Origin of the sequence: Pantoea sp. 9140 (genome assembly GCF_000745295.1) — a bacterium.
GTDB classification, from domain to species: domain Bacteria; phylum Pseudomonadota; class Gammaproteobacteria; order Enterobacterales; family Enterobacteriaceae; genus Pantoea; species Pantoea vagans.
Genome location: NZ_JQNO01000001.1, coordinates 313,921 through 340,355, shown reverse-complemented (window position 1 = coordinate 340,355; position 26,435 = coordinate 313,921). Strand labels below are relative to the sequence as shown.

Below are 26,435 nucleotides of genomic sequence, written 5' to 3'. Positions count from 1 at the left end.
GTCCTTCATCCAGAGGTCAATCAAAGGCCCTAAGAATAGCGGTAACAACAGCTCGAAAAAAACAGTTTATTTGGCGGGAATCATTCGGAAATAGCGAGTTGATAAGTACAGGTAAAAAAAGCCAGCGGCAGGCGCTGGCTTTCAGAGTGGATGAACTTAACGGGTCAGGTCATCAAAGAATTTTTTCACGCCGTCCAAGAAGCTCTTGGAGCGTGGGCTGTTGTGCTCACCGCTTGGGCCGCCAAAACTCTCTTCCAGTTCACGCAACAGCGTTTTCTGTTTCTCATTCAGGCTGACCGGTGTTTCCACCACGACGCGACATAACAGGTCGCCGACTGCGCCGCCACGGACAGATTTGACGCCACGTCCACGCATGCGGAACAGCTTGCCGGTCTGGGTTTCTGACGGCACTTTCAGCTTCACGCGACCATCCAGTGTCGGCACCTCAATCTCGCCGCCCAGCGCCGCCATCGCAAAGTTGATTGGCACTTCGCAGTAGAGATTGTTCTCTTCACGCTCGAAGATCGGGTGTTTCTTCACCGATACCTGAACGTAAAGATCGCCGGCTGGTGCGCCCTGCTCGCCCGCTTCGCCTTCGCCACTCAGACGAATGCGATCGCCGGTATCGACCCCTGCCGGGATTTTCACTGACAGCGTTTTCGATTTCTCGACGCGGCCGTGACCATGACAGGCGTTGCACGGGTCTTTAATCACCGAGCCGCGACCATGACAGGTCGGACAGGCCTGCTGGACAGTGAAGAAGCCCTGGCGCATCTGCACCTGGCCTGCACCGTGACAGGTTGAACAGGTTTGTGGCTGCGTTCCCGCTTTCGCGCCGCTGCCGTGGCAGACATCACACTCTTCCAGGGTTGGAATGCGGATCTCTTTGGTCACGCCGCGTACCGCTTCTTCCAGCGACAGCTCCATGTTGTAGCGTAAATCGGCGCCACGGGAGGCGCGCTGACGGCGTCCACCACCAAAGATGTCACCGAATACGTCGCCAAAGATATCGCTGAAGTCTGCACCGCCGCCACCAAAGCCGCCGCCGCCGAATCCACCGCCACCCATGCCCCCCTGTTCAAAGGCTGCATGACCATACTGATCGTAGGCCGCACGCTTCTGCGCATCGGTCAGGATTTCGTAGGCTTCCTTGACCTCTTTGAATTTAGCTTCGGCTTCTTTGTCACCGGGATTGCGGTCCGGGTGGAATTTCATTGCCAGGCGTTTGTAAGCCTTTTTGATTTCACGCTCGTCCGCGGATTTGGCGACGCCTAAAATCTCGTAGTAATCACTCTTCGCCATGTTTTTTTAGCCCTTAACATGATCGCACGGGCGTGGAGAGATCTCCTACGCCCGTGCTGGTTTCAACGGCTGTCAGGCCAACCGTCGCGCCCGGTCAGGGGCAATTATTTCTTGTTGTCTTTCACTTCTTCGAATTCAGCATCGACAACGTCGTCATCTTTCTTCGCTGACGCGTCACCGGCATCTGCTGCACCCGCCTGAGACTGCTGTGCTGCTTCCATCAGTTTGCCGGACACTTCCATCAGCGCCTGCATTTTGGCGTCGATTTCCGCTTTGTCTTCGCCTTTCAGCGCAGTTTCCAGCGCGGCCAGAGCGGCTTCGATTGGCGCTTTGTCATCAGCTGACAGTTTGTCGCCTGCTTCGTCCAGCTGCTTACGCGTGCTGTGGGCAATCTGGTCACCCTGGTTACGCGTCTGTACCAGCTCTTCGAACTTACGGTCAGATTCAGCATTCGCTTCTGCATCACGCACCATTTTCTGGATCTCTTCATCGCTCAGACCTGAAGAGGCTTTGATGGTGATCTTCTGCTCTTTACCGCTGTTCTTGTCTTTCGCCGATACATGCAGGATACCATCCGCATCGATGTCGAAGGTGACTTCGATCTGTGGCATACCGCGTGGCGCATTCTGGATACCGTCGAGGTTGAACTGGCCCAGTGACTTGTTGTCATTGGCGCGCTTACGCTCACCCTGCAGCACATGAATGGTCACGGCTGACTGGTTATCTTCAGCCGTCGAGAAGACCTGGCTGTGCTTGGTTGGGATAGTGGTGTTCTTGCTGATCAGCGAAGTCATCACGCCACCCATGGTTTCGATACCCAGTGACAGCGGGGTAACGTCCAGCAGCAGCACGTCTTTCACGTCGCCACCCAGTACACCACCCTGAACCGCAGCACCAACGGCAACGGCTTCGTCCGGGTTCACGTCTTTACGCGGCTCTTTACCGAAGAATTCGGTCACTTTCGCCTGAACCAGTGGCATACGGGTCTGACCACCCACCAGAATAACGTCGTTGATGTCTGATACAGACAAGCCTGCATCCTGCAGCGCAACTTTCAGTGGCGCGATTGAGCGTGCAACCAGATCTTCAACCAGTGACTCCAGTTTAGAGCGGGTCACTTTGATGTTCAGGTGCTTAGGACCAGTCGCATCTGCCGTGATGTATGGCAGGTTAACGTCGGTCTGCTGTGCAGAAGAAAGTTCGATTTTCGCTTTCTCTGCCGCTTCTTTCAGACGCTGCATCGCCAGTGGATCGTTGTGCAGATCAATGCCCTGGTCTTTCTTGAACTCAGCAACCAGATAGTTAATCAGGCGGCTGTCGAAGTCTTCACCACCCAGGTGGGTATCACCGTTGGTTGCCAGAACTTCAAAGGTTTTTTCGCCGTCAACTTCGTCGATCTCGATGATTGAGATATCGAAGGTACCGCCACCCAGGTCATAAACCGCGATGGTGCGGTTGCCCTGACCTTTGTCCAGACCGTATGCCAGTGCAGCAGCAGTCGGTTCGTTAATGATACGTTTGACTTCCAGACCTGCGATACGGCCGGCATCTTTGGTCGCCTGACGCTGCGCATCGTTGAAGTAGGCCGGTACGGTAATAACCGCTTCGGTCACTGGCTCACCGAGGTAATCTTCGGCGGTCTTTTTCATTTTCTTCAGCACTTCAGCAGAGATCTGCGGTGGTGCCATTCTCTGGCCTTTCACTTCCAGCCAGGCGTCGCCGTTGTCAGCGCCGGTGATTTTGTATGGCATGATTTTAATATCACGCTGCACTTCTTCGTCCTGGAAACGACGACCGATCAGACGCTTGATTGCGAACAGGGTATTCTGCGGGTTGGTCACTGCCTGACGTTTAGCCGGTTGACCAACCAGAATTTCGCCATCCTGTGTATACGCAATAATTGAAGGCGTGGTGCGATCGCCCTCGGCATTTTCCAGCACACGTGCTTTAGTGCCATCCATGATCGCAACACAAGAGTTGGTTGTACCCAGGTCAATACCAATAATCTTACCCATCTAAACATCTCCCACTTAAATTCGTTGCCAATTTGGGTTGTGAACCTTTTATGTGGGCGGGTTGTTTGCATTCAACCTGCCAGCACATGCTTTTTTTCCAACGTTCACAACGCTCGATGACAAGTAGATGGGGCCGCTTCGATGCGCATCAAGGGCTAAACCAAAAAAAATTTTTCTACCTCTGGCCCTGCCGGGATCAAAGAACACGATTAACCCACTGAATATGATGCGTCGCCTTGCTCCTTTCTGTGAGCAGGCTGAAGTCCTTTTATTTCATTAACGATCATCTTACTGCCGGGGAACTATGGCAAATTCAACGCTGGCTAATCCTGCCCCGCTGGGCTTAATGGGATTTGGCATGACAACCATTTTGCTGAACCTGCACAATGCGGGTCTGTTTGACATGGACGTGGCAATTTTAGCGATGGGAATTTTTTATGGCGGGATCGCGCAGGTGCTGGCCGGTCTGCTGGAATTTAAAAAGAACAACACCTTTGGGCTGACCGCCTTTACCTCTTACGGCATGTTCTGGTTAAGCTTTGTGGCGATCCTGCTGTTACCGCAGATGGGTCTGGCGAAAGCGCCTGACGAACGCTTCCTGGGTGCATGGCTGGCACTGTGGGGCATCTTCACGCTGTTTATGTTTATCGGCACGCTGAAAGGTACGCGGATGCTGCAGTTTGTCTTCGGCTCCCTCACCCTGCTGTTTCTGCTGCTGGCCGTGGCTCACCTTATGCACCAGCCTTCGCTGGTCGTATCTGCGGGTTGGGTCGGAATCATCTGTGGTGCCAGCGCCTGCTATCTGGCAATGGGTGAAGTGCTGAACGAAACCTTTGGCCGCACTCTTCTGCCGATTGGCGCAAAGGCACTTTAAGCCTGCTTCACGCCTGAAAAAAACGCGGAGCCTGGCTCCGCGTTTCCCTGTTACAACGTCTTAACGCCCTGCTGCAAATCCGGCTCATGGCTGACATCACGCCGCAACCAGATACCGGTCAGCAATCCCACCAGCGCCAGTGCCATCACATACCAGCACGGCCCCATCACGGAGACATTCATCAGCAGCGACACAAAGATCGGGGTCAGCCCGCCAAAGATGGCATAGGAGAGGTTGTAGGAAAACGAGAGGCCGGTAAAACGCACCTCTGCCGGGAAGGCGCGCACCATCACAAAGGGCACGACGCCGACAATACCGACGCTCAGGCCCGCTACGCCATAGAGCAGAAAGAGTTGCTGCGGATAGAGGGCAGTCAGGTGATAGAACTGCCAGCTACAGAGTGCCAGCAGCAGGCTGCCGATACATAACGTACGACTGGCACCAAAACGATCGACAGCGAGTCCGGCAACAATGCAGCCGATGCAGAGCATCACGGTAGCGATACTGTTGGCCTTCAGGGTCAGCGCGGGCGCGATACCCAGCTGCTTCTGCAGCCAGACCGGCGACATCAGGATCACGACCACAATGCAGGCGGAGAGCAGCCAGGTCAGCAGCATGGAGATGACAATCGACTTTTTATGCTCCGCCAGCACGGTCTTCAGCGGCAGCGTTTCAGCCAGCGCTTTACGCTGCTGCATCTCAACAAAGACCGGCGTCTCATGCAGCCAGCGCCGCAGGTACATGGCGATCAGACCAAATACGCCACCGAGGAAGAACGGAATACGCCAGCCGCCGTCATGAATCGCCTGCTGCGACATCGAGGTATTAATCAGCGTCGCCACCAGCGAGCCCAGTAAAATGCCGATGGTCAACCCGGCCGTCAGCGTGCCACAGGCGATGCCGATACGTTTGTATGGCACGTGCTCAGCGACAAACACCCACGCGCCAGGCACTTCACCGCCAATCGCCGCGCCCTGCAGCATCCGCATCAACAGCATCAGCAGTGGCGCAGCAATGCCAATCGTCTGCCAGGTGGGTAAAGCGCCCATCATCAGGGTTGGCAGCGCCATCAGCAGAATACTCAGGCTGAACATCTTTTTGCGCCCGAGTTTGTCGCCAAAATGCGCCATCACGATGCCACCCAGCGGGCGTGCCAGATAGCCTGCGGCAAAAATGGCAAACGTCTGCAGCTGACGCAGCCATTCCGGGATATCGGAGGGGAAGAAGAGCTCGCCAATCACGGTGGCGAAGAAGACAAAGATGATGAAGTCGTAAAATTCCAGCGCGCCGCCCAGCGCGGCCAGCGCCAGGGTTTTGTAATCCTTACCGGTCAGACGCTGCGTGTGAGTCGGATTCATAATAGTCCAGAGGCAAAAGAGACAAGGTTGTAAAGATACCCTTACTATATCGTCAATCTTTTGCCACACCAGCAGGACTATAGCTTATGCCTGAAATGCGGGATATTTAGTTATTTATCTCACGGATGGCGCTTTTAGGCCGAAATGCTGCTACCACGTCGGGATGCGTTTCAACATAAGGTCCTTCCAGCAACTGTAAACAATAAGGTACAGAAGCAAAGATACCGTGAACTTTTACCTTGCCCTGCTCATCTTTCAGCCCTTCCAGTGTCTCTTTGATCGACTTCGGCTGACCGGGCAGATTGAGGATAAGCGACTGTTTGCGGATTACCCCAACCTGACGCGACAGAATCGCGGTCGGCACGAACCGCAGGCTGATCTGACGCATCTGCTCACCAAAGCCGGGCATTTCCCGATCGGCCACGGCCAGGGTGGCATCGGGCGTGACATCGCGTCGGGCCGGACCGGTGCCGCCGGTGGTTAACACCAGATGGCAAAAGCGTTCATCGACCAGCTCGCAAATGGCGTGCTCAATCATCGGCTGCTCGTCGGGCACAAGCCGGGACTCAATCTCAAACGGGCTGCTGATTGCGCTGCCAAGCCAGCTCTCCAGCGCGGGGATCCCCTGATCCTGATAGATGCCGTTCGCGGCGCGATCGGAGACCGAGATCAGGCCAATGCGTAATGTATTCATGATGAGCTTCGCTGTGATTTACCGCGGTGCGGTGGAGTAAAAGGGGAATAGCAGAGAGGATAATATAAAGTGAAAGGGTCGGAAAAGAGAAAACCGTGGCAGCCTACGCCGCCACGGTCAGCAGATTACAGCAGTTCTGCCAGCATCTTCTCAAGTTTGCCCTGATCAACGGCAAAGTTGCGGATACCTTCTGCCAGCTTAGCCACCGCCATTGGATCCTGGTTGTGCTGCCACAGGAACTCAGACTCGGTCATGCGGGCCGGACGCGCTTTCACTTCACCGCTGTAGCTCAGTTTACGCTCCAGGGTGCCTTCGCTCTCTGCCAGCTCTTTCAGCAGCGCAGGCGAAATGGTCAGACGGTCACAGCCAGCCAGCTCGATGATTTCGCCGACGTTACGGAAGCTGGCGCCCATCACCACGGTTTCATAGCCGTGCTGCTTGTAGTAGTTGTAGATTTCAGAAACAGAAACCACGCCTGGATCTTCGTGCGCGGCATACTCTTTCTTGTCGGTGTTGGCTTTGTACCAGTCGAGGATACGGCCAACGAACGGAGAGATCAGGAACACGCCCGCTTCGGCACAGGCACGCGCCTGAGCAAACGAGAACAGCAGGGTCAGGTTACAGTTGATACCCTCTTTTTCCAGCTGCTCTGCAGCGCGGATGCCCTGCCAGGTAGAGGCCAGTTTGATCAGGATGCGGTCATTGCTGATACCGGCATCGTTGTAGAGTTTGATCAGGCTGCGGGCTTTCGCGATGCTGCCTTCAGTGTCGTAAGAGAGACGCGCATCGACTTCAGTCGAGATACGGCCTGGGATCAGTTTCAGAATTTCCAGACCAATGTTCACGGCCAGCTTGTCAGAAACCAGCTGCAGCTGCTCTTCTTTGTTGCTGCTCTGCTCACGCGCCCAGCCGATCGCTTCATCGATCAGTTTACGGTATTCAGGGATTTGTGCGGCGTTAAGAATCAGAGAAGGGTTGGTGGTAGCGTCCTGCGGCTGATACAGCTTCATAGCTGCGATATCACCGGTGTCGGCGACGACGGTGGTGAGCTGGCGCAGGGAGGTAAGTTTGTCCGTCATGTTCTTTTCTCTTAGTTAACTGTCAGTGTGAAAAAAGGCTGTTGGGATAATATCACGCGCCAACGGTGGCGCAAGGTCAGGGAATGCCGTTTACGATAGCGCGAACAAATAGGTGTGATTCGTCATTCTTTGCGGCTTTTTTGGTACACTGCAGAGCCTGATAAGCAGCCAATGCCCTGTTAAACCAGGCATTAACCGAGGAAGCAACAATGTTGATGGTGATCTCTCCTGCCAAGACGCTCGATTATGAAAGCCCGCTGGCGACCACGCGTTTTACCCAGCCTGCGCTGTTAGAAAAATCACAACAGCTGATTGAGATTGCGCGCGAGCTGTCACCCGCCAGCATCGCCTCGTTAATGGGTATCAGCGACAAACTGGCGCACCTCAATGCCGAACGGTTTAACAGCTGGCAACCCGATTTTTCTCCGCAGAATGCCCGTCAGGCCATCCTGGCGTTCAAAGGTGATGTCTACACGGGTCTGCAGGCCGAAACCTTCAGCGATGAGGATTTCAGCTTTGCTCAGCAGCACCTGCGCATGCTGTCAGGCCTGTATGGCGTGCTGCGTCCGCTCGATCTCATGCAGCCTTACCGGCTGGAGATGGGGATTCGCCTGGCCAATCCGGCGGGCAAAGATCTCTACACCTTCTGGGGCGATCTCATCACTGAAACGCTGAATGCCGCGCTGACGGAACAGGGTGATGAAATACTGATCAACCTCGCCTCGGACGAATATTTCAGAGCAGTTAAGCCGAAGACGCTGAAGGCACAAATGATTAAGCCGGTATTCCTCGACGAGAAGAATGGCAGCTACAAAGTGATTAGCTTCTATGCCAAAAAGGCGCGTGGATTGATGAGTCGCTATGTGATTCAGCAGCGCCTGACAAAGCCGGAGCAGCTTAAGGCGTTTGATCTGGATGGCTATCGTTTTGATGCGGCCAGCAGCAGCGAGAGCGAGCTGGTCTTTAAGCGCGCGGAGCAGTAATAACCCGCGCGCGTAGTGTACTCTCTGCAAATTGGCTTCCCGCCACCGGGAAGCCATTCACAGCACTACTTCAGCAGGAACGCACGCAGTGAGCCGAAGTCCGCCTTCATCTCGTGCGACAGCAGCGGCAGATCGGCACGCTCCGCTAACTCTGGCGGTAGCGTCAGTGTCTGTTCAAGGATCGCTTCCACGCTTTCGCGGAATTTCGCAGGGTGCGCGGTACCCAGGAACACACCATATTCCCCTTCCTGCAGCTGATCGCGCAGCAGACGCCAGGCGATGGCAGCATGTGGTTCGGAAACATAGCCAATCTCAGCCAGTTCACGCATTGCGGCGCGCGTGGTCTCATCAGAGACCGCACCACAGGCGAGATCGGTTAAGCGCCAGGTTTTACGGCGGAACAGCTCTTCCACACGCGGCCAGTTGTTTGGCTGGCTGACGTCCATCGCATTCGACAGCGTAGAGACCGTCAGATTAGGCTGCCATTCGCCGTTGCCAAGGAAGCGCGGCACCGTGTCATTGGCGTTGGTGGCGGCAATAAAGCGCTTGATCGGCAGGCCCAGCGATTTCGCCAGCAGACCGGCGGTCAAATCACCAAAGTTGCCGCTCGGCACGGAGACCACCAGCTGATTACGTTTTTCCTGCGGCAGCTGCGCGACCGCTTCAAAGTAGTAGCAGATCTGCGCCAGCAGGCGGCTGATGTTGATAGAGTTCGCCGAGTTCAGACCAATCGTCTTTTTCAGCTCTTCATCATCAAACGCCTGTTTCACAAGCGACTGACAGGCATCAAAATCGCCGTCGATAGCGATGGTTTCGATGTTGCCGCCCAGGGTACAGAAGAGTTTCTCCTGCAGCGGACTGATTTTGCCCTGCGGATAGAGGATCACCACGCGCACGTTCTTCATGCCGTAGAACGCGTGCGCCACAGCCGCGCCGGTATCACCGGAGGTGGCGGTCAGAATGGTGATCTGCTCATCTGAGCCTGAAACATACGACAGCATCTGCGCCATAAAACGGCCGCCGAAGTCTTTAAACGCCAGCGTCGGACCGTGGAACAGCTCCAGACAGGCAATATCTTCGCTGACGGCTTTCACCGGGGCCGGAAAAGCAAAAGCGGCTTTAACACGCTCATGCAGCTGATGGGCCGGAATCTCGTCGCCAATGAAAGCCGAGAGAATTTTGCTGCTGCGGCTGACAAAATCCATCTCCAGCATCGCGTCAATGTCGGTCAGTTCAAACTCTGGCAGTTCCAGCGGAAAGAACAGACCCTGCTGCGATCCCAGACCCTGTTTCACCGCCTGGGCGAAGCTGACCTGCTCGTTGTGATCCTTAAGATTGTAGAGTTTCATGCGTTATCCCAATTGTCGTGCGCCAGCCGTGTCGAGACGGCAGATATGGACGAAGCCTTCATCATTCTGCAGATAGTGCTGGCTCAGCCAGTCAGCCATCCGCTGTGCCGTTTCCATCTGATTGCAAACGGCGAAAAGTGTCGGACCAGAGCCGGAGATGCCGCACGCCAGTGCGCCAATCTCTTTCGCGGCCTGCCGCGCCTCGGCGAAGCCTGGCAGCAGCCGGGTCCGGTAGGGTTCGGCAATCACATCCTGCATAAGTTTAGCTGCCAGCTGCGGCTGACGCGTATGGCAGGCGTGAATGAAGCCGGCCAGCAGGCGGCCATGCTTAATACAGTCCTCTTTGCGGTACTGCGCCGGTAAAATGGCGCGCGCTTCGGCAGTCGACACTTTAATGCCCGGATAGGCCATCACCCACAGCCAGTCGTCAAAGCCCGGCACCGCCTGGCTGATGATGTCATTTTCCTGCAGCATCAGCTGAATGCCGCCGAGGAAGCAGGGAGCGACATTATCATAATGTACGCTGCCGGAGATCCGCCCTTCCAGCTCACCCATCAGCGTCAGTAGCGTGCTGTCGCTGAGTGGCTTACCGCAGAACTCATTCATCGCCATTAAACCGGCCACTACCGAACAGGCGCTGGAGCCCAGACCGGAGCCGATGGGCATATTCTTCTCCAGGGTCATCGCCACCGGGATCTCTTTGCCAATCGCCTCGCAGAAACGCTGCCAGCACTGATAAACGATATTCTCTTTAGGATCGGCGGGCAGCTTACTGACAAAACGTCCGGCGTTGGTCAGTGAAAACTGCTCTGCCGCTTCAACGGAGACGCAGTCACCCAGCAGGGAGCCATCTACCGGCGAAACCGCCGCGCCCAGCACATCGAACCCAACGCTGACGTTACCAATCGAGGCCGGTGCGTAAATTTTTACCATGATTAAACTCCCAACTTCCATGACAGCGTGCGCAGCAGATCGGCAAAGACACCGGCCGCTGTCACATCATTTCCTGCACCGTATCCGCGCAGCACCAGCGGAATCGGCTGATAGTAGCGGCTGTAAAACGCCAGGGCGTTCTCGCCGTTTTTTACTTTATAGAGCGGATCGTTGCCGTCAACGGCGTCGATCTTCACTTTGCAGACACCGCCCTCTTCAATCACGCCCACGTAGCGCAGGACTTTGCCCTCATTCTGCGCCTGTGCAACGCGGTCGGCAAAGGCGTTATCCAGCTCAGGCAGACGCTGCATAAACTGCTCCACATCCTGAATGTCGACCAGGCTGGCGGGCAGCAGCGGCTCAATCTCAATATCGCTCAGCTCCAGCTGATGGCCTGCTTCGCGTGCCAGAATCAGCAGCTTACGCGCCACATCGGTGCCAGCGAGATCGTCACGCGGATCGGGCTCGGTAAAGCCCATCTCACGCGCCATGTTTGTTGCCTGCGACAGCGAAACCCCTTCATCCAGCTTGCCGAAGATGAACGACAGCGATCCCGAAAGGATACCGGAGAAGCGCAGCAGTTCATCACCCGCGTTCATCAGGTTCTGCAGGTTTTCGATCACCGGCAGCCCGGCCCCGACGTTGGTATCATAAAGGAATTTACGACGCGATTTGGCGGCGGCGGCGCGCATCTGCTGATAGTAATTCCAGGAGGAGGTGTTGGCCTTTTTGTTCGGCGTCACCACGTGGAAGCCCTCGCTGAGGAAATCCGCGTACTGATCGGCAACGGCCTGGCTGGAGGTACAATCCACAATGACCGGATTAAGCAGGTGATACTCTTTCACCAGACGGGTCAGGCGTCCGAGATTGAACGGCTCTTTCGCTTCGGCGAGTGCCGCCTGCCAGTTGCTTAAATCGATGCCGTGGACGTTTGTTAACAGCGCATGCGAGTTCGCAATGCCGCAGACCCGCAGGTCAATATGCTTCTGCTTCAGCCACGCCTGCTGGCGATGTAACTGATCCAGCAGCGCACCGCCGACACCGCCGACACCGACCACAAACACTTCGATCACCTGATCGGTGGCGAACAGCATCTGATGCACCACGCGCACGCCGGTGATCACTTCGTCATTATTTACCACCACCGAGATGGAGCGCTCAGAGGAGCCCTGTGCAATCGCCACGATATTGATATTGGCGCGTGCCAGCGCCGAGAAGAATTTCGCTGAGATGCCACGCAGGGTACGCATGCCATCGCCCACCACTGAAATCACCGCCAGGTTTTCAATGATATCCAGCGGATCCAGCAGGCCATCTTTCAGCTCAAGATAGAACTCTTCTTCCAGCACGTGACGCGCCCGCGCCAGCTCGCTCTGCGGCACGCAGAAACTGATGCTGTATTCGGAAGAGGATTGAGTGATCAGCACCACCGAGATGCCGGTACGCGACATCGCCGCAAAGACTCTGGCCGCCATTCCAACCATCCCTTTCATGCCGGGACCGGAGACGTTGACCATCGCCATGTTATTCAGGTTGGTGATGCCTTTAACCGGGCTCTCATCCTGTTCGCCTTCGGCACCAATCAGCGTGCCGGGCGCCTGCGGATTGGCGGTGTTTTTGATCAGGCACGGGATCTGGAACTGGGCGATAGGCGCGATGGTGCGGGGATGCAGCACTTTGGCACCGAAATAGGAGAGCTCCATCGCCTCCTGATAGGACATTGACTTCAGCAGGCGTGCATCCGGGACCTGACGCGGATCGCAGGTATAGACGCCATCCACATCGGTCCAGATTTCACAGCAGTCGGCACGCAGACAGGCGGCCAGTACAGCCGCTGAATAATCTGAGCCATTGCGGCCCAGCACTACCAGCTCGCCGCGCTCGTTACCGGCGGTAAAGCCAGCCATCAGGATCATGTTCTGCGGCGGGATTTGGCTCGCTTCAATACGGCGGGTTGACTCAGGGATATCGACCGTGGATTCGAGGTAGTGGCCGACCGCCAGCAATTTCTCAACCGGATCAATCACGCTGACCTCATGACCGCGCGCCTGCAGCAGCGCTTCCATGATTGCAATCGAGAGTTTTTCGCCACGACAGATAATCGCTGCGTTGACGCTGTCCGGGCACTGGCCCAGCAGGCTGATACCGTGCAGTACCTGCTTCAGCTGCGCAAACTCCAGGTCAACGCGGGTTTTCAGTCGATCGAACTCAAAGCCCGGCTGCGCGGCTGCGAGCCCCTGCAGCAGCTCGCTGAAGATGCGTTCGGCGTCGCTGATATTCGGCAAAGCGTCCTGACCACTGATGGTTTTTTCAATCATCGCCACCAGATGGTTGGTGATCTTCGCAGGTGCAGAGAGCACGGTTGCAACCTGTCCTTGTTGCGCATTGCTTTCCAGAATGTCAGCGACGCGAAGGAAACGCTCCGCATTCGCTACCGAGGTCCCGCCGAATTTCAGCACTCGCATAATATTAACTCTCCTGAATTTAAGCCGAAAAAAAAGCCCGCACTGTTTAGGTGCGGGCTTGTTTTCTGTTTTTCCTGTATGCGTCAGCCCGCACCGTTACCTGAGGTAATGGTGGTGGTAATAATTGTGGTGTTCAGGCTGATTTTACGCATTTAGATTTATTTTCTGTCTGTTTTTAACTGTCCGTCTTGCTTCCAGAAGTAAAGCAAAGCGCACATTAAGTCAACCCGATTTGTCCGGCGGACAGTTTTCCACCACTGCGCACAGCCTCCGGTCAAACCGTAAAACGCTGCTCGATCGTTTGTAATGCAGACATTCCCTGCGATCTGTTGCTGTAAAATCAGCTTTTTGCCGAGGATTTATCTGTGAGTTTTTTTTCAATATCGTGCAGCAGACGATGCAGCATCGCGCTGTCACGCTGTTCCAGCAGACCCACCCGCTGATCGATCCAGTCTGAGAGTTTCTCATCATCACTGACGTCGAGTTGTGCCAGCAGCTGATGGAAACGCTGACGCAATGCCTGCAGCTGCTGCCCGTCGGCGGCGGACGCGACCGGCGCTTCAACCTGATTCAGTTTCGACAGCTGATAGCAGTAAACCATCACTGCCTGACCGAGATTCAGTGAGGGATAGTCATTTGCCATCGGGATGCCGGTGAGCAGATCGACCTGCTCCAGCTCCTCGTTGGTCAGCCCGCTATCTTCGCGGCCAAACACCAGCGCCATGCTGTTGACCCACTGACGCTTTTCCAGCAGTTGCGTTTCAACCTGTTCGGGTGTGGCGTAGTAACGGAACTTTGCCCGGCTGCGCGCCGTCGTCGCGACCGAAAAATCGATATCCGCTAATGCCTCGGCAAGAGTAGCAAAGGTCTGAACATTATCGAGGATCTCACCCGCGCCATGGGCTACCCGGCGCGCTGCCGGATCCTGCCAGGCGTCGCTGGCAACGATGCGCAGCTGGCTGAATCCCATGGTTTTCATGGCACGCGCCGCAGCGCCGATATTTTCTGGCCGCGCGGGCGAGACGAGAATCAGGGGAAAAAGCATATTTATTCCATTGGTCCATTTACATAACGCCATATTAACATGGCTATTAATAATTCAGTTGTCAGAAGGTAATAAGAAAATCGGGTGTTAACAATGTTAAAACCAGTGAAAAGTGATGTCCTGAATATTTTTATCGCCGAAAGCAGCCTTATTAAAGAAAGCATTATTAATCTATTTAAATTCAAATAGATAGAATGTGATTACTCACTGGTTTCATTTTGGGTCACAAGCGTAATAAATGTAACGAAAATGATGCTTTTTGTGAGCTAAACAGGCAATCTGCGAGAAGTTTTTCACAAAAGTGTTAACGTGCTACAATTGCATTTGATATAAGTCAACGAAGCGTTGTTTTTATGCTTATCGGTTGTAGTTGGTGCTGTTAGGTTGCTGTTAATACAGTTAGGATATGCGCCATTATCATTAACGCCCGGGGCATGCAATTTTCATCCTGACTGGCTGAGCTAAACCTGTTGTTGACGTTGATAGATGGCTTATCAAAATATGATTTCGTACAACGGTTCAGCGCGGCCCGCCGCTCTCGATGATGGAGAACGCCATACCGCTGTACGCCCTGTTTTCAATTTGTTGGCAAATTTTAGGTAGCTAAACATGCAGACCCCGCACATTCTTATCGTTGAAGACGAACTGGTCACGCGTAATACCCTCAAAAGCATTTTTGAGGCGGAAGGTTATGTGGTGTACGAGGCGACTGATGGTGCTGAAATGCATCAGGTGCTGACCGACAATGACGTTAACCTGGTTATTATGGACATCAACCTGCCCGGTAAAAACGGCCTGCTGCTGGCCCGTGAACTGCGTGAGCAGGCCAATGTCGCCCTGATGTTCCTGACCGGCCGTGACAACGAAGTCGATAAAATTCTTGGTCTGGAAATTGGCGCTGATGACTACATCACCAAACCGTTTAATCCGCGTGAGCTGACCATTCGTGCCCGCAACCTGCTGTCGCGCACCATGAACCTGGCGATGCCAGGCGAAGAGCGCCGTCAGGTAGAGAGTTATAAATTTAACGGTTGGGAGCTGGATATCAACAGCCGCTCACTGATCAACCCGAACGGCGAGCACTACAAATTGCCACGCAGTGAGTTCCGCGCCATGCTGCACTTCTGCGAAAATCCAGGCAAAATTCAGACCCGTGCCGACCTGCTGAAAAAAATGACCGGCCGCGACCTTAAGCCGCACGATCGCACCGTTGATGTCACCATCCGTCGTATCCGCAAGCATTTCGAATCCACGCCGGACACGCCTGAGATCATCGCCACCATCCATGGTGAAGGTTATCGCTTCTGTGGCGATCTACAGGATTAATCCCCTGTCAGATGCGATAAATAAAAAACGCCCCTGCGGGCGTTTTTTTTATGCTCAATACCGCAGTTTAATCAGTGCCACGGCATAATCGGCACGGCGCTGAGCGCATTTTTCGGTGAACCATCGACCACTTTATCGGAGTAGGTCAGATAGACCAGAGCGTTGCGCTTTTTGTCGAAGAAGCGTACAACCTGCAGCTTCTTGAAGATTAAAGAGGTGCGCTGACGGAAGACCACTTCGCCCTCCGCTTTGCCCTGCGCAATTTTATCACTCAGTTCGACCGGCCCCACCTGCTGACAGGAAATCGCGGCATCAGAGGTATCTTCTGCCAGCCCCAGTCCGCCTTTGATACCGCCGGTCTTCGCCCGGCTGATATAACAGGTTACATTTTTAACATCCGGGTCATCGAATGCTTCAACAATGATCTTGTGGTCAGGCCCGAATATCTTGAATACCGTATCAACAGAGCCAATCTGTTCGGCAAGCAGCGGGCTGGAAAAGGTGAGCGTGGTCAGCGCAGCGATCATAAGACGCGTTATTGTCATGGAGTTACCATTGCAAATGGAATAGATGAGAATGTAATGTACTGTTAATCGAACTAATGACCAAACCAAAACGGGTTTAAGCCCGTACTGATTTAGCACAACCTTCCCCGGAAAACGGCCCACGTCTTTTGAGCAATGAGTGCTAATATTCTTCGAATGCGTTTAGCTGCACCACCAGAGTATGAGGATGTTTTATGGACCAAGCCGGTATCATTCGCGATTTGCTTGTCTGGCTGGAGAGCCATCTGGATCAACCCCTTTCACTGGACAATGTTGCCCAGAAAGCCGGTTACTCTAAATGGCATTTACAAAGGATGTTCAAGGACGTAACCGGTCACGCAATAGGTGCCTATATCCGTGCGCGTCGTCTGTCGAAAGCTGCTGTCGCGCTGCGCCTCACCAGTCGCCCGATTCTGGACATCGCCCTGCAGTATCGTTTTGATTCACAGCAAACTTTTACTCGCGCATTCAAAAAGCAGTTTGCTCAGACACCGGCCTGGTATCGTCGCTCTTCCGACTGGAACTCATTCGGTATTCGTCCCCCGATTCGCCTGGACGATGAGACGCAGCCGGAACCGGCTTTCGTTACCCTGCCGGAAACGGTACTGGTGGGACAAACCCAGAACTACACCTGTATTCTGGAGCAGATCTCAAGCTATCGCGATGAGATGCGGATTCACTTCTGGAAGCAGTTCCTGCTGGAAACGGACACGGTGCCGCCGGTGCTGTATGGCCTGCATCAGGTGCGTGCCAGCCAGGACAAAGATGATGAGCAGGAGATTCTCTACACCACGGCGGTGCCTGCTGACAGCGCAGTCAACCTGCACTCCGGACAAAGTGTTATTCTGGAAGCGGGCGATTACGTGCAGTTCACCTACAATGGCCCGCGCGTCAATCTGCAGGAATTTATCCTGCTGCTTTACGGCACCTGCATGCCAACGCTGGGACTGACCCGTCGTCAGGGACAGGATATCGAACGCTTTTATACTCATGGCGGTAAAAAGCGTAGCGAGCCACCGACTGAGATCCGGTGCGAATACCTGATTCCGATTCGCCGCCAGACCGTCGCCAGCTAAGGTCAGGGCTGCCGTCTCAGGACGGCAGCTTTCACGACATCAGCGTTGCAGCTCGTCGAGCGCAGGCGCGTCAAGGTGGGAAATATCTCCCGCCGTCTCCACAATCCACCCTTCTGCCAGCCAGGCACTCTGCTGATAATCGACACGTGAGATTGAGCAGTTACGCAGTCGCAGGCGACGTTCTGCATACGCGGGCAGACCGAGAATCGTGCTGACCAGCGATCCCAGCGCCATACCGTGACTGACCAGCAGCGGACGGCTTCCGGCAGGCAGTTCAAGGCAGGCATTCAGCGCGGCGTGCATGCGGGTCGCCATCTCCGTCATCGACTCGCCTTCTGGAATGCGGCCGCCTTCGGTGCCGTTGACCAGCGTGGCGCGCCACTGCTCTTCCTCCGCCGTTAAGCCATCCAGCGGACGCTTCTCCAGCACGCCCATATTCAGCTCACGCAGCCGCGGATCCAGCGTCACTGTGCATCCGCAGGCATCCGCAATAATCTCCGCGGTGCGGCGCGTACGCCCCAGATCGCTGGCAATCACGTGCGTGATGCCCAGATGTTTGACGCGCTCACCCACCTGGTAAGCCTGCTGCTCACCTTTTTCCGTCAGCGGACTGTCGGATTGCCCCTGAATGCGGCGTTCCGCATTCCATACCGTTTCACCGTGACGAACAAGATAGACCTGTAGCATGTTAGTTTCCGTTATACTGCGACAAAAATCGTCTCAGAGCCTGCCCCATCAGGCGTCATTGTTGCAGGCAGTCTGGACACGGAGCGTGCGGAATAACCCGGCGTACACGGAGTACGCGAGGATCGTGGCACTGCTCAGGTTCAGACCAGCCCGTAAAATTGCCTGATGGGCCAGGCTCTTAATCACCTGAGGGTTCAACCAATTATGTACCATGTTGTCGCAGCCACAACCAACCCAGCGAAGATTCACGCGATTGCTCAGGCTTTCAGCGACGTTTTCGGCGAGGGATCCTGCCATATTGAAGGGGTCGAGGTCGATAGCGGCGTAGCAGCACAACCGTTAACCCATCTGGAAACGCGAACAGGCGCACGTCAGCGCGTCATGAATGCCCGCCAGGTCCGGCCTGAAGCGGCGTTCTGGGTGGCGATTGAGGCAGGCATCGAAGATGACACCGCATTTGCCTGGATGGTCGTGGAAAACCAGAAGCAGCGCGGCGAATCGCGCTCAGCCAGTTTTACCCTGCCGCCAGTCGTGCTGGCAGGCCTGCGCGAAGGCCGGGAGCTGGGCGAAGAGATGGCGCGGTTAACCGGCATCGACAATATCAAACACCAGGGTGGTGCTATCGGGGCGTTCACGAACGGCCTGCTCAGTCGCTCCAGTGTCTATCATCAGGCGCTGATTCTGGCACTCTGCCCGTTCGTCCATCCGCTCTATCAGCAGTAATCAGACGCGTCCCAGATGCGCTTCCAGCCAGCGTTTCAGCTCTGGCGGCGCCTCTTTCAGGCTGTTGGAGCCGCGGGTAATGGTCGCGATGCCGACGCCGAGCTCATTTTTCAGCTCACGCTGGCTCATTTGGCCGTTCATCAACTCTTCGATAATCCGCAGTCGGGTGCCGAATGCTTCCCGCTCATCAGGCGTCATCATCAGTTGCATCAGTGGCAATGCATGACCATCGGCAAAGGCCTGCTGCATCAGCACGACAAAGCGTTGCCAGCTATCTTCTGGCGGATGCGCATCGGTAGAGGGGGAATCAGAATGGGTCATGAAGAGGCTTCCGTACTCGCTAAAGAGTACGGAAGCTTAGCACAGCTAGTAACGGCGATTCCACTCAGCATCTGACAGGATCCTGTCAGGCTTGCCCATGAAGTAACGATAATAGGCGTCATACGCCAGCACATTCTTCACGTAGCCGCGCGTTTCAGAGAACGGAATGGTCTCAATAAACGCGACGGCGTCGAGATTGCCTGCACTGGTTTTCTGCCAGCTTCGCACCCGGCCCGGACCGGCATTATAGGCCGCAGAGGCGAAGATCCGGTTCTGGTTAAACTGCTGATAGACATATTCCAGATACTGCGTGCCGATCTGGATATTGGTTTCCGGATCCAGCAGCTGGCTGGTATTGCTGTAGCCAGGAATGTTGTACATCTTCACGGTATGCGCCGCGGTGGCAGGCATAATCTGCATCAGACCGCTGGCCCCGACCGGCGAACGCGCTTTCGGGTTCCAGGCGCTCTCCTGGCGCGAAATCGCCATCGCATAGCTTGGCGGGATCTGTTTGACCTCAGTGTTACGCTCATAGACGCTCTGCCATGCCAGCGGGAAGCGCTCTTTCAGACTGTCCCACATTTTGGCGGTGATGGTCGCCTGCACGCTGAGATCCCACCAGTCCTGCTCATTGGCGTAACGCGCCAGCATCTGCTGCTGCGTGTGGGTGCGGCTGGCAATCAGATTGCTCCACTCGCTGCGTGCCAGATTATCCAGCCCCCAGTACATCAGTTCGCGCACGCGGGCCAGCTCCGGTCCCTGCACCGTGGCACTGTCAGGCTTCGGCGCTTCATCGACCTGCAACGGGTAGTCAACACCGAGCCGCTGGGCGGCCACCATCGGATAGAAGCCACGTGCCTGCATCAGCTTGCGCAGGATCTCTTCTGCTTCCTCTTTACGATCTTTTTCAAACAGCAGGTCAGCCTGCCAGTACTGCCACTCATCTTTCTCTTTGGCTTCCAGCGGCAGACGGGCGATCCAGGTATTCAGGCCGCGTCTGTCATGCTGAGAAAGCGCCAGGCGCACCCGGCGTTCCACCAGCGCGGTCGACTCACTGTTCATCACCACCGCATCGCGCCAGCGCGCCTGCTCAGAAGTGAGATCGCTGCCCATCATGCGCCAGACCACAATCTCCTTCAGCGCCTGCTCATCTTCCGGCCCCATCTTCTGTGCCCGGACCAGAATCGGAATCAGGCTACGGGCATTTTCCATGTCCTGCCGCGCCACGCGCGTAAAGGCGTAAATCGTGGCCTGACGGGTGAAGTCGGTTGGCCCGACGGCGCTGGCAAAGGTGCTGACCGTTAACGGATCCTGCTGCAGGGACTGTATCGCGTCAGACATGGTCTGATAGTCAGCAGGTAACGTCTTCGCCAGATAACTCACCAGGCTGTCGTTGCCCGCTTTCATCGCCAGCCGGATACGTTCCAGGATGGTAATCGGCGAAACCTGACCGGACGCCTGCCATACCGAGAAGAGCTTATCGCAGTCCGCGGGCAGCGCCGTGCCACGCAGCCAGATCTGCTTCGCACCATCAAACGCGGCCTGCTGCTGACCGGTGGCCCATTTGGCGTAATACCAGTTACAGCGTGCCTGCACTGGCTTCGGTTCGGTCGGACTGAAATTCAGCACGCCCTGCCAGTCCTGACGGTAAGCCAGCACATTAATAAAGCGGGTACTGAGCGAGCGCGCGGGTGGCAGCGTCGGATACTGGCGAATAAAGTTCTGCACGGCCAGGGCGGTTTCCTGATCGAGATCCTGTGCCAGCAGGCGATATTGCAGATAAGGATAGAGTGGATAATCCTGGAGCGTCGGCAACAGCTGATCCACGGTCGCCATCTGGTTGCTGTCCCAGGCCTGTTTAATTTGTTGATAACGTTGCCGCTGTTGATCCAGCGAATCGGCCCATGCGCTGCTGGCCGAACCGACCAGGCAGATCCCTATCATCCAGTTACGCCACTTCACCACGTAAATCTCCTCTGTTGCTGGGCGCCGGCGAGTTGCCAGACAGTCTTTCATGCTAACCGGGCCACCGGACTCTTGCCATGTTCTTCACAAAATTTACGCACACGGACACTAAACGCACCTTCATCGATCAGCGTGCGCGCCGTCATTGTGCAAATTATCATCAGAAAATCTTATCACTGAACGCATTAAACTGTTGAATCATTGCGTTAAAAAAGTGGCACACCCTTTGCTCTGTTGAATCCCATCTTGTATACCAGCTGGAATTCTTCATATGACTTCAACCATCGGCCTGACACTTCCTGCCTGGCAGCAGCGCTATCAGCAGGCTCCGCAACAGATAACCTCACTGCTGACTGAACACCTGGCAGCACTCGACACCCGTGATAATGCCTGGATCTACCTCGCGACACCGGATCAGTTAGCGGCACAGATTGCGCCACTGCTGGCGGATTATCAGCGCGATCCCGGCTCGCTGCCCCTGTTTGGTGTGCCTTTTGCCGTTAAAGACAATATCGATGTGGCGGGCTGGCCGACCAGCGCCGCCTGCCCTGCCTTTGCCTATACCGCCAGCGAAGACGCGGTCGCCGTCGCCCGGCTGAAAGCCGCTGGTGCCGTCGTCATCGGCAAAACCAACCTCGATCAGTTCGCGACCGGTCTGGTGGGCACCCGTTCGCCTTATGGCGCGGTCAGCAACACCTTTGATGCTGATTATGTCAGTGGCGGCTCCAGCTCCGGTTCGGCATCCGTGCTGGCGCGCGGGCTGGTTGCCTTTTCGCTGGGCACCGATACCGCCGGTTCGGGTCGCGTGCCGGCAGGCTTTAACAATATAGTCGGACTCAAGCCAACCAAGGGCTGGTTCTCTGCGCGTGGCGTGGTGCCCGCCTGTCGCCTCAACGACACTATTTCGGTGTTTGCGCTGACGGCAGAAGATGCCTTTCATGTCGCCAGTATCATGGGAGGCTATGATGCCGGTGACGCCTATTCGCGCGTGAATCCGCGCACCGCCCCGGCCAGCCTGCCGATTCATCCCCATTTTGCTATACCTTTGAACCCGGAATTTTTTGATGATGCGGCGGCCGAAGCAGCCTGGGATCAGGCGCTGGAGGCATTGCAGACGGGCGGCGCAACGCTGCACCCCATCGACTTCACCCCATTCAGCAAGCTGGCTGAACAGCTTTATTACGGTGCCTGGGTCGCCGAACGCACGGCGGCGGTGGGCGGGATGCTTGATCGTCCGGCGGAGATGGACCCGGTGGTGCATGAGATCGTCGCCAGCGGCCTGAAATATAGCGCGGTCGATGCTTATAAGGCGGAATATCTGCGGGCCGAACTGACGCGCCAGATCCAGCAGACGCTGGCACAGTTCGACGCGCTGGTGGTGCCCACCTCGCCCACCATCCACACCCTGGAGGAGATGAAGCAGGAGCCGATTCTCTACAACTCGCATTTCGGCACCTATACCAACTTCACCAATCTTGCCGACCTCTCTGCACTGGCGCTGCCCGGCCCGTTCCGCAACGACGATCTCCCGGCGGGTATCACGCTGATTGCGCCTGCCTGGCACGATCGGGCGCTGGCGGAGTTTGGTCTTCGCTGGCAGCAGCAGCTCGCTCTGCCGCTGGGCGCCACCGGCCAGCCCTTCCCGGCCCGGCGCACTTCGCTGCCCGCCTCATCCGACCACGTCCGGCTGGCGGTCGTGGGCGCGCATCTGACCGGCATGCCGCTTAATTTCCAGCTCACTGAACGCAAGGCCGTCTGGGTCGAAGAGACGCAGACCGCGCCACACTATCGCCTGTTCGCCCTGCTGGAGGGCGCGATCAAAAAGCCCGGCCTGATGCGTGACGAACAGGGCGCTGCGATCACCGTTGAACTGTGGGATATCCCGGTCGCGCGTTTTGGCGAGTTTGTGGCGGAGATCCCCGCACCGCTGGGTATCGGCAGCCTGACGCTGGCTGATGGCCGGGTGGTGAAAGGCTTTATCTGCGAAGGCTCGGCGCTGAAGAGCGCGCTGGAAATTACTGAGACGGGCGGCTGGCGCAACTGGCTGGCCTCACAGGGGAGTCACTGATCATGTTCACCACCGTACTGATTGCCAACCGCGGCGAGATTGCCTGCCGCGCCATTCGCACCCTGAAGCGCCTGGGCGTGAAAAGCGTCGCAGTTTACTCTGACGCCGATCGCAATGCGCAGCACGTTAAGCAGGCGGATATCGCTATCGCGCTGGGCGGCGACAAAGCCAGCGACAGCTATCTGCGCATCGACAAAATTCTGGCGGCGGCGCAGCAGAGCGGCGCGCAGGCGATCTGGCCGGGCTACGGTTTTCTTTCTGAAAGCCAGCCGTTTGCTGACGCCTGCGACGCGGCGGGCATCGCCTTTGTCGGCCCCACCGCGCAGCAGATTGGTGAGTTCGGTCTGAAACACCGCGCCCGTGAGCTGGCTGCCAGCGCGGGTGTCCCGATGACGCCAGGCACACCGCTGCTTGCTTCGCTGGAGGAGGCGTTACAAGCTGCCGATGACATTGGCTATCCGGTGATGCTGAAAAGCACGGCGGGCGGCGGCGGCATTGGCCTGACGCGCTGCGCCGATGCCGATGCGCTCGCCAGCGCCTGGGAGAGCGTACGCCGTCTGGGCGAACAGTTCTTCAGTGATGCCGGCGTGTTTCTGGAGCGCTGTATCGATCGCGCCCGCCACGTTGAAGTGCAGATTTTTGGTGACGGCAAGGGCAACGTGGTGGCACTGGGGGAACGCGACTGCTCCCTGCAGCGCCGCAATCAGAAGGTGGTGGAAGAGACGCCTGCACCCGGGCTGTCGCAGGCGACGCGTGACGCCCTGCTCGCCTCAGCGGTACGGCTGGGTGAGCTGGTCAACTACCGCAGCGCAGGCACCGTGGAGTATATCTACGACGTCAGCCAGCAGGCCTTTTACTTTCTGGAAGTGAACACCCGTCTGCAGGTGGAGCATCCGGTCACCGAATGCGTCACCGGACTCGATTTGGTGGAGTGCATGTTGCAGGTAGCGGCAGGCGATGCGGTGGACTGGTCACGTCTGCAGCAGCCACCCAAGGGCGCGGCCATTGAGGTGCGGCTTTACGCGGAAGATCCGCTGAAGAACTTTCAGCCCAGCCCTGGCCTGCTTACCGGCGTCACCTTCCCTGACGGCGTGCGGGTCGACAGCGGCATCGAAACCGGCAGTGAAGTCTCCAGCTTCTACGATCCGATGATCGCCAAGCTGATTGTCCATGCCGACACCCGCGATGCGGCGCTGGAAAAACTGCATCAGGCGCTGGATGCCACGCAGCTGCATGGCATCGCCACTAACCTCGACTATCTGCGCCAGATTACCACCAGCGACGCCTTTCGCACTGGCAACGTCTGGACGCGCTATCTCGACAGCGTCGTCCCTGCCGCCTCCGTGGTGGAGGTACTGCAGCCCGGCACCTTCAGTTCGGTTCAGGACTATCCTGGCCGCCTCGGCTACTGGGATATCGGTGTGCCGCCATCCGGCCCGATGGATGACTTCGCGTTCCGGCTGGCTAACCGCATCGTCGGTAACCATGACACGGCTGCAGGCCTGGAGTTTACTTTGCAGGGGCCGACGCTGCGTTTCCACTGTGATGCCATTCTGGCGCTGACCGGCGCGGACTGCGACGCCCGGCTTGATGGTGAACCGCTCAGCTACTGGCAGCCGCTGACGGTGAAAGCCGGACAGACTTTGGCACTGGGACGCGCCCGGCAGGGCTGCCGCAGCTATCTGGCGGTACGCAACGGCTTCGACGTGCCGGAGTATCTGGGCAGTCGCAGCACCTTCTCACTGGGCCAGTTTGGCGGTCATGCCGGACGCACCCTGCGGGTGGCCGATATGCTGGCGATCTCACAGCCTGAACGGGCAGCCTGCACCACGCCTGCCCCCGTCAGCGACCCGCAGCCGCTCGATGCCGTGCTGATTCCGCACTACGGCACCGAATGGCGCATCGGCGTGCTCTACGGCCCGCACGGCGCACCGGACTTCTTCACCCAGGCCGCCATCGACGAGTTCTTTGCCAGCGACTGGCAGGTACACTACAACTCCAATCGCCTCGGCGTGCGGCTGGTTGGCCCGAAACCGACCTGGACCCGCGCCAACGGCGGCGAAGCGGGCCTGCACCCCTCCAACGTTCACGACTGTGAATATGCCATTGGCGCGGTCAATTTCACCGGCGACTTCCCGGTGATCCTGACGCACGACGGCCCGAGCCTGGGCGGTTTTGTCTGTCCGGTGACCATCGCCAAAGCCGAACTGTGGAAAGTGGGCCAGGTCAAACCTGGCGACACCATCCGCTTCCACCCGATTACGGCCGACGATGCGCTGGCGCGGGAAAAAGCGCAGATGCACCTGATTGAAACCCTGCGGCCGGAACATCCACCGACCTTTGCCGTGCCGTCACTGGCCGAAACCGCCCACGGCTCCGCCACCATTCTGGCCGCCATTGAGGCTACCGGTAGCACGCCGAAAGTGGTCTATCGCCAGGCGGGCGACAAATATGTGCTGATTGAGTATGGCGACAACGTGCTGGATCTGGCGCTGCGCCTGCGCGTCCACCTGCTGATGAATGCCCTGACGGCGCAGGCGGAGCCAGGCGTGGAGGAGCTGTCGCCGGGTGTGCGATCGCTGCAGGTGCGCTACGACAGCCGTATCATTCACCAGTCCGCCCTGATGTCGCTGCTGCTGGCGCTGGAAGCGACGCTGGGCGATGTCAGCACGCTGAAAGTCCCGTCGCGCGTGGTGTGGATGCCGATGGCATTTGAAGACAGCGCCACGCTGGGTGCGGTCAGCCGCTATCAGGAGACGGTGCGTGCCAGCGCGCCATGGCTGCCGAACAATGTGGACTTCATCCAGCGTATTAACGGCTTAAGCAGCCGCGAGCAGGTGCGCGACACCCTGTTCGACGCCAGCTATCTGGTGCTGGGCCTGGGCGATGTCTACCTGGGCGCACCCTGTGCCGTGCCGATCGATCCACGCCATCGCCTGCTGAGTTCTAAATACAGTCCGGCGCGCACCTTTACCGCCGAAGGCACCGTCGGCATCGGCGGCATGTACATGTGCATCTACGGCATGGATTCGCCCGGCGGTTATCAACTGGTAGGCCGCACGCTGCCCATCTGGAACACCTTCCTGAAGAATCCGCAGTTCGCGGCCGATGCGCCGTGGCTGCTGCGCTTCTTCGATCAGGTGCGCTTCTATCCGGTGAGTGAAACCGAGCTGAACCAGCTACGCGAAGATTTCCGGGAAGGTCGTGCCAGCCTGCGGATTGAAGAGACGCAGTTTGATTTTGCTGCCCACCAGCAGTTCCTCGCCGATCACGCCACTGAAATTGCCGCGTTCCGCCAGCGCCAGGCCACCGCCTTTGAACAGGAAGTGCAGCTCTGGGCGCAGGAAGAACAGAACCCACCAGCGGCGGATGAGGCGCAGGCCAGCGTCAGCACAGAGGAGGAAGCCGGGCTGGCGGTGCAGGCGGACCTCAATGGCAACATCTGGAAAGTGCTGGTACAGCCGGGCGACGCGGTCAGCGCCGGACAGACGCTGATTATCGTCGAGGCGATGAAGATGGAGCTGGCGATTGTCGCGCCGCAGGCCGGTCGGGTCACGCGGATTGCCTGCCAGTCGGGCCGTCCGGTGAGTCCAGGCGACAACCTGCTGTGGCTGGAATAAGGAGCGG

At 56.9% G+C, this 26,435-nt stretch carries 21 protein-coding genes and 1 other annotated feature; of the genes, 7 read left to right on the top strand and 14 right to left on the bottom strand.

The features are described 5' to 3' along the window. Positions 1 to 156: 156 nt before the first annotated feature. Entirely contained in the window at positions 157 to 1,302 is a 1,146-nt protein-coding gene (gene dnaJ, locus FA92_RS01460; RefSeq protein WP_033781818.1) for a molecular chaperone DnaJ, read from the bottom strand. Positions 1,303 to 1,406: 104 nt separating this feature from the next. Beyond that, positions 1,407 to 3,317 carry a molecular chaperone DnaK gene (gene dnaK, locus FA92_RS01455; RefSeq protein WP_013356720.1) on the bottom strand — a complete coding sequence of 637 codons (1,911 nt, stop codon included), beginning with the start codon at positions 3,315 to 3,317 and terminating at the stop codon, positions 1,407 to 1,409. A 304-nt stretch (positions 3,318 to 3,621) separates the two neighbouring features. Here dnaK and satP point away from each other — a divergent pair, with 304 nt between their 5' ends. Next, a complete protein-coding gene (gene satP / locus FA92_RS01450; protein WP_013356719.1) occupies positions 3,622 to 4,191 on the top strand; it encodes an acetate uptake transporter in 570 nt (189 codons plus the stop codon). Between the two features lie 50 nt (positions 4,192 to 4,241). Here satP and FA92_RS01445 read toward each other — a convergent pair whose 3' ends face one another. The 3 genes from FA92_RS01445 to tal all read right to left on the bottom strand — a co-directional run bounded on the left by FA92_RS01445 (position 4,242) and on the right by tal (position 7,322). Further along, positions 4,242 to 5,549: an MFS transporter gene (locus FA92_RS01445; protein WP_033781816.1), complete on the bottom strand. Its 1,308-nt coding sequence runs from the start codon at positions 5,547 to 5,549 to the stop codon at positions 4,242 to 4,244. Positions 5,550 to 5,655: 106 nt separating this feature from the next. Further along, positions 5,656 to 6,243: a molybdopterin adenylyltransferase gene (gene mog, locus FA92_RS01440; RefSeq protein WP_033781815.1), complete on the bottom strand. Its 588-nt coding sequence runs from the start codon at positions 6,241 to 6,243 to the stop codon at positions 5,656 to 5,658. Between the two features lie 125 nt (positions 6,244 to 6,368). Next, a complete protein-coding gene (tal, locus tag FA92_RS01435; protein WP_013356716.1) occupies positions 6,369 to 7,322 on the bottom strand; it encodes a transaldolase in 954 nt (317 codons plus the stop codon). A 209-nt stretch (positions 7,323 to 7,531) separates the two neighbouring features. Here tal and yaaA point away from each other — a divergent pair, with 209 nt between their 5' ends. Continuing rightward, positions 7,532 to 8,305 (top strand): peroxide stress protein YaaA, encoded by a 774-nt coding sequence (gene yaaA / locus FA92_RS01430; RefSeq protein ID WP_033781814.1) that lies wholly within the window; start codon positions 7,532 to 7,534, stop codon positions 8,303 to 8,305. 65 nt (positions 8,306 to 8,370) lie between these two features. On the opposite strand, the gene thrC is transcribed toward yaaA, so the two are convergent. The 5 genes from thrC to FA92_RS01410 form a co-directional block, all read right to left on the bottom strand. Then, positions 8,371 to 9,654, bottom strand: coding sequence for a threonine synthase (gene thrC / locus FA92_RS01425; RefSeq protein ID WP_033781812.1), 1,284 nt, complete (start codon positions 9,652 to 9,654; stop codon positions 8,371 to 8,373). Between the two features lie 3 nt (positions 9,655 to 9,657). Further along, complete coding sequence (thrB, locus tag FA92_RS01420; RefSeq protein ID WP_013356712.1) at positions 9,658 to 10,587, bottom strand: homoserine kinase; 930 nt, start codon at positions 10,585 to 10,587, stop codon at positions 9,658 to 9,660. Positions 10,588 to 10,589: 2 nt separating this feature from the next. After that, entirely contained in the window at positions 10,590 to 13,052 is a 2,463-nt protein-coding gene (thrA, locus tag FA92_RS01415; RefSeq protein WP_033731482.1) for a bifunctional aspartate kinase/homoserine dehydrogenase I, read from the bottom strand. A gap of 26 nt (positions 13,053 to 13,078) precedes the next feature. After that, positions 13,079 to 13,197, bottom strand: a sequence feature (Thr leader region). Further along, positions 13,136 to 13,204 (bottom strand): thr operon leader peptide, encoded by a 69-nt coding sequence (thrL, locus tag FA92_RS22390; RefSeq protein WP_071822204.1) that lies wholly within the window; start codon positions 13,202 to 13,204, stop codon positions 13,136 to 13,138. Its footprint overlaps the feature before it by 62 nt. A 188-nt stretch (positions 13,205 to 13,392) precedes the next feature. Further along, a complete protein-coding gene (locus FA92_RS01410) occupies positions 13,393 to 14,097 on the bottom strand; it encodes a tRNA/rRNA methyltransferase (RefSeq protein WP_033781810.1) in 705 nt (234 codons plus the stop codon). 609 nt (positions 14,098 to 14,706) lie between these two features. On the opposite strand from FA92_RS01410, the gene arcA reads away from it, so the two are divergent. Next, positions 14,707 to 15,423 (top strand): two-component system response regulator ArcA, encoded by a 717-nt coding sequence (gene arcA, locus FA92_RS01405; protein WP_010253677.1) that lies wholly within the window; start codon positions 14,707 to 14,709, stop codon positions 15,421 to 15,423. Positions 15,424 to 15,494: 71 nt separating this feature from the next. On the opposite strand, the gene creA is transcribed toward arcA, so the two are convergent. Continuing rightward, positions 15,495 to 15,968, bottom strand: coding sequence for a protein CreA (creA, locus tag FA92_RS01400; RefSeq protein ID WP_033731476.1), 474 nt, complete (start codon positions 15,966 to 15,968; stop codon positions 15,495 to 15,497). Between the two features lie 194 nt (positions 15,969 to 16,162). Between creA and robA the strand changes: the two genes are divergently transcribed. Beyond that, positions 16,163 to 17,044 (top strand): MDR efflux pump AcrAB transcriptional activator RobA, encoded by an 882-nt coding sequence (gene robA / locus FA92_RS01395; RefSeq protein WP_013356708.1) that lies wholly within the window; start codon positions 16,163 to 16,165, stop codon positions 17,042 to 17,044. 39 nt (positions 17,045 to 17,083) lie between these two features. Here robA and gpmB read toward each other — a convergent pair whose 3' ends face one another. After that, positions 17,084 to 17,731: a 2,3-diphosphoglycerate-dependent phosphoglycerate mutase GpmB gene (gpmB, locus tag FA92_RS01390; protein WP_013356707.1), complete on the bottom strand. Its 648-nt coding sequence runs from the start codon at positions 17,729 to 17,731 to the stop codon at positions 17,084 to 17,086. A 204-nt stretch (positions 17,732 to 17,935) separates the two neighbouring features. On the opposite strand from gpmB, the gene yjjX reads away from it, so the two are divergent. Then, entirely contained in the window at positions 17,936 to 18,454 is a 519-nt protein-coding gene (gene yjjX / locus FA92_RS01385) for an inosine/xanthosine triphosphatase (RefSeq protein WP_013356706.1), read from the top strand. Here the strand turns inward: yjjX and trpR are convergent, their stop codons facing one another. Together trpR and sltY are read right to left on the bottom strand one after the other, a co-directional pair. After that, positions 18,455 to 18,775 (bottom strand): trp operon repressor, encoded by a 321-nt coding sequence (trpR, locus tag FA92_RS01380; RefSeq protein WP_013356705.1) that lies wholly within the window; start codon positions 18,773 to 18,775, stop codon positions 18,455 to 18,457. It lies immediately after the preceding gene. Positions 18,776 to 18,820: 45 nt separating this feature from the next. Next, the gene (gene sltY, locus FA92_RS01375; protein WP_033781807.1) at positions 18,821 to 20,740 is read right to left on the bottom strand and encodes a murein transglycosylase; all 1,920 of its coding nucleotides are present in this window, start codon (positions 20,738 to 20,740) and stop codon (positions 18,821 to 18,823) included. Positions 20,741 to 21,011: 271 nt separating this feature from the next. Between sltY and atzF the strand changes: the two genes are divergently transcribed. Then, positions 21,012 to 22,808, top strand: a complete 1,797-nt coding sequence (gene atzF, locus FA92_RS01370; RefSeq protein WP_033781805.1) for an allophanate hydrolase — start codon at positions 21,012 to 21,014, stop codon at positions 22,806 to 22,808. Between the two features lie 2 nt (positions 22,809 to 22,810). Further along, positions 22,811 to 26,428: an urea carboxylase gene (gene uca, locus FA92_RS01365; protein WP_033781803.1), complete on the top strand. Its 3,618-nt coding sequence runs from the start codon at positions 22,811 to 22,813 to the stop codon at positions 26,426 to 26,428. The last annotated feature ends 7 nt before the right edge of the window (positions 26,429 to 26,435 follow it).

Bases quoted from the DNA above. Each gene is read 5' to 3' on its own strand.
- arcA (WP_010253677.1), top strand. From the start codon at position 14,707: ATGCAGACCCCGCACATTCTTATCGTTGAAGACGAACTGGTCACGCGT.
- tal (WP_013356716.1), bottom strand. From the start codon at position 7,322: ATGACGGACAAACTTACCTCCCTGCGCCAGCTCACCACCGTCGTCGCC.
- thrC (WP_033781812.1), bottom strand. From the start codon at position 9,654: ATGAAACTCTACAATCTTAAGGATCACAACGAGCAGGTCAGCTTCGCC.
- robA (WP_013356708.1), top strand. From the start codon at position 16,163: ATGGACCAAGCCGGTATCATTCGCGATTTGCTTGTCTGGCTGGAGAGC.
- FA92_RS01410 (WP_033781810.1), bottom strand. From the start codon at position 14,097: ATGCTTTTTCCCCTGATTCTCGTCTCGCCCGCGCGGCCAGAAAATATC.
- atzF (WP_033781805.1), top strand. From the start codon at position 21,012: ATGACTTCAACCATCGGCCTGACACTTCCTGCCTGGCAGCAGCGCTAT.
- thrB (WP_013356712.1), bottom strand. From the start codon at position 10,587: ATGGTAAAAATTTACGCACCGGCCTCGATTGGTAACGTCAGCGTTGGG.
- dnaJ (WP_033781818.1), bottom strand. From the start codon at position 1,302: ATGGCGAAGAGTGATTACTACGAGATTTTAGGCGTCGCCAAATCCGCG.
- yjjX (WP_013356706.1), top strand. From the start codon at position 17,936: ATGTACCATGTTGTCGCAGCCACAACCAACCCAGCGAAGATTCACGCG.
- yaaA (WP_033781814.1), top strand. From the start codon at position 7,532: ATGTTGATGGTGATCTCTCCTGCCAAGACGCTCGATTATGAAAGCCCG.
- uca (WP_033781803.1), top strand. From the start codon at position 22,811: ATGTTCACCACCGTACTGATTGCCAACCGCGGCGAGATTGCCTGCCGC.
- thrA (WP_033731482.1), bottom strand. From the start codon at position 13,052: ATGCGAGTGCTGAAATTCGGCGGGACCTCGGTAGCGAATGCGGAGCGT.
- dnaK (WP_013356720.1), bottom strand. From the start codon at position 3,317: ATGGGTAAGATTATTGGTATTGACCTGGGTACAACCAACTCTTGTGTT.
- gpmB (WP_013356707.1), bottom strand. From the start codon at position 17,731: ATGCTACAGGTCTATCTTGTTCGTCACGGTGAAACGGTATGGAATGCG.
- FA92_RS01445 (WP_033781816.1), bottom strand. From the start codon at position 5,549: ATGAATCCGACTCACACGCAGCGTCTGACCGGTAAGGATTACAAAACC.
- satP (WP_013356719.1), top strand. From the start codon at position 3,622: ATGGCAAATTCAACGCTGGCTAATCCTGCCCCGCTGGGCTTAATGGGA.
- mog (WP_033781815.1), bottom strand. From the start codon at position 6,243: ATGAATACATTACGCATTGGCCTGATCTCGGTCTCCGATCGCGCCGCG.
- creA (WP_033731476.1), bottom strand. From the start codon at position 15,968: ATGACAATAACGCGTCTTATGATCGCTGCGCTGACCACGCTCACCTTT.
- trpR (WP_013356705.1), bottom strand. From the start codon at position 18,775: ATGACCCATTCTGATTCCCCCTCTACCGATGCGCATCCGCCAGAAGAT.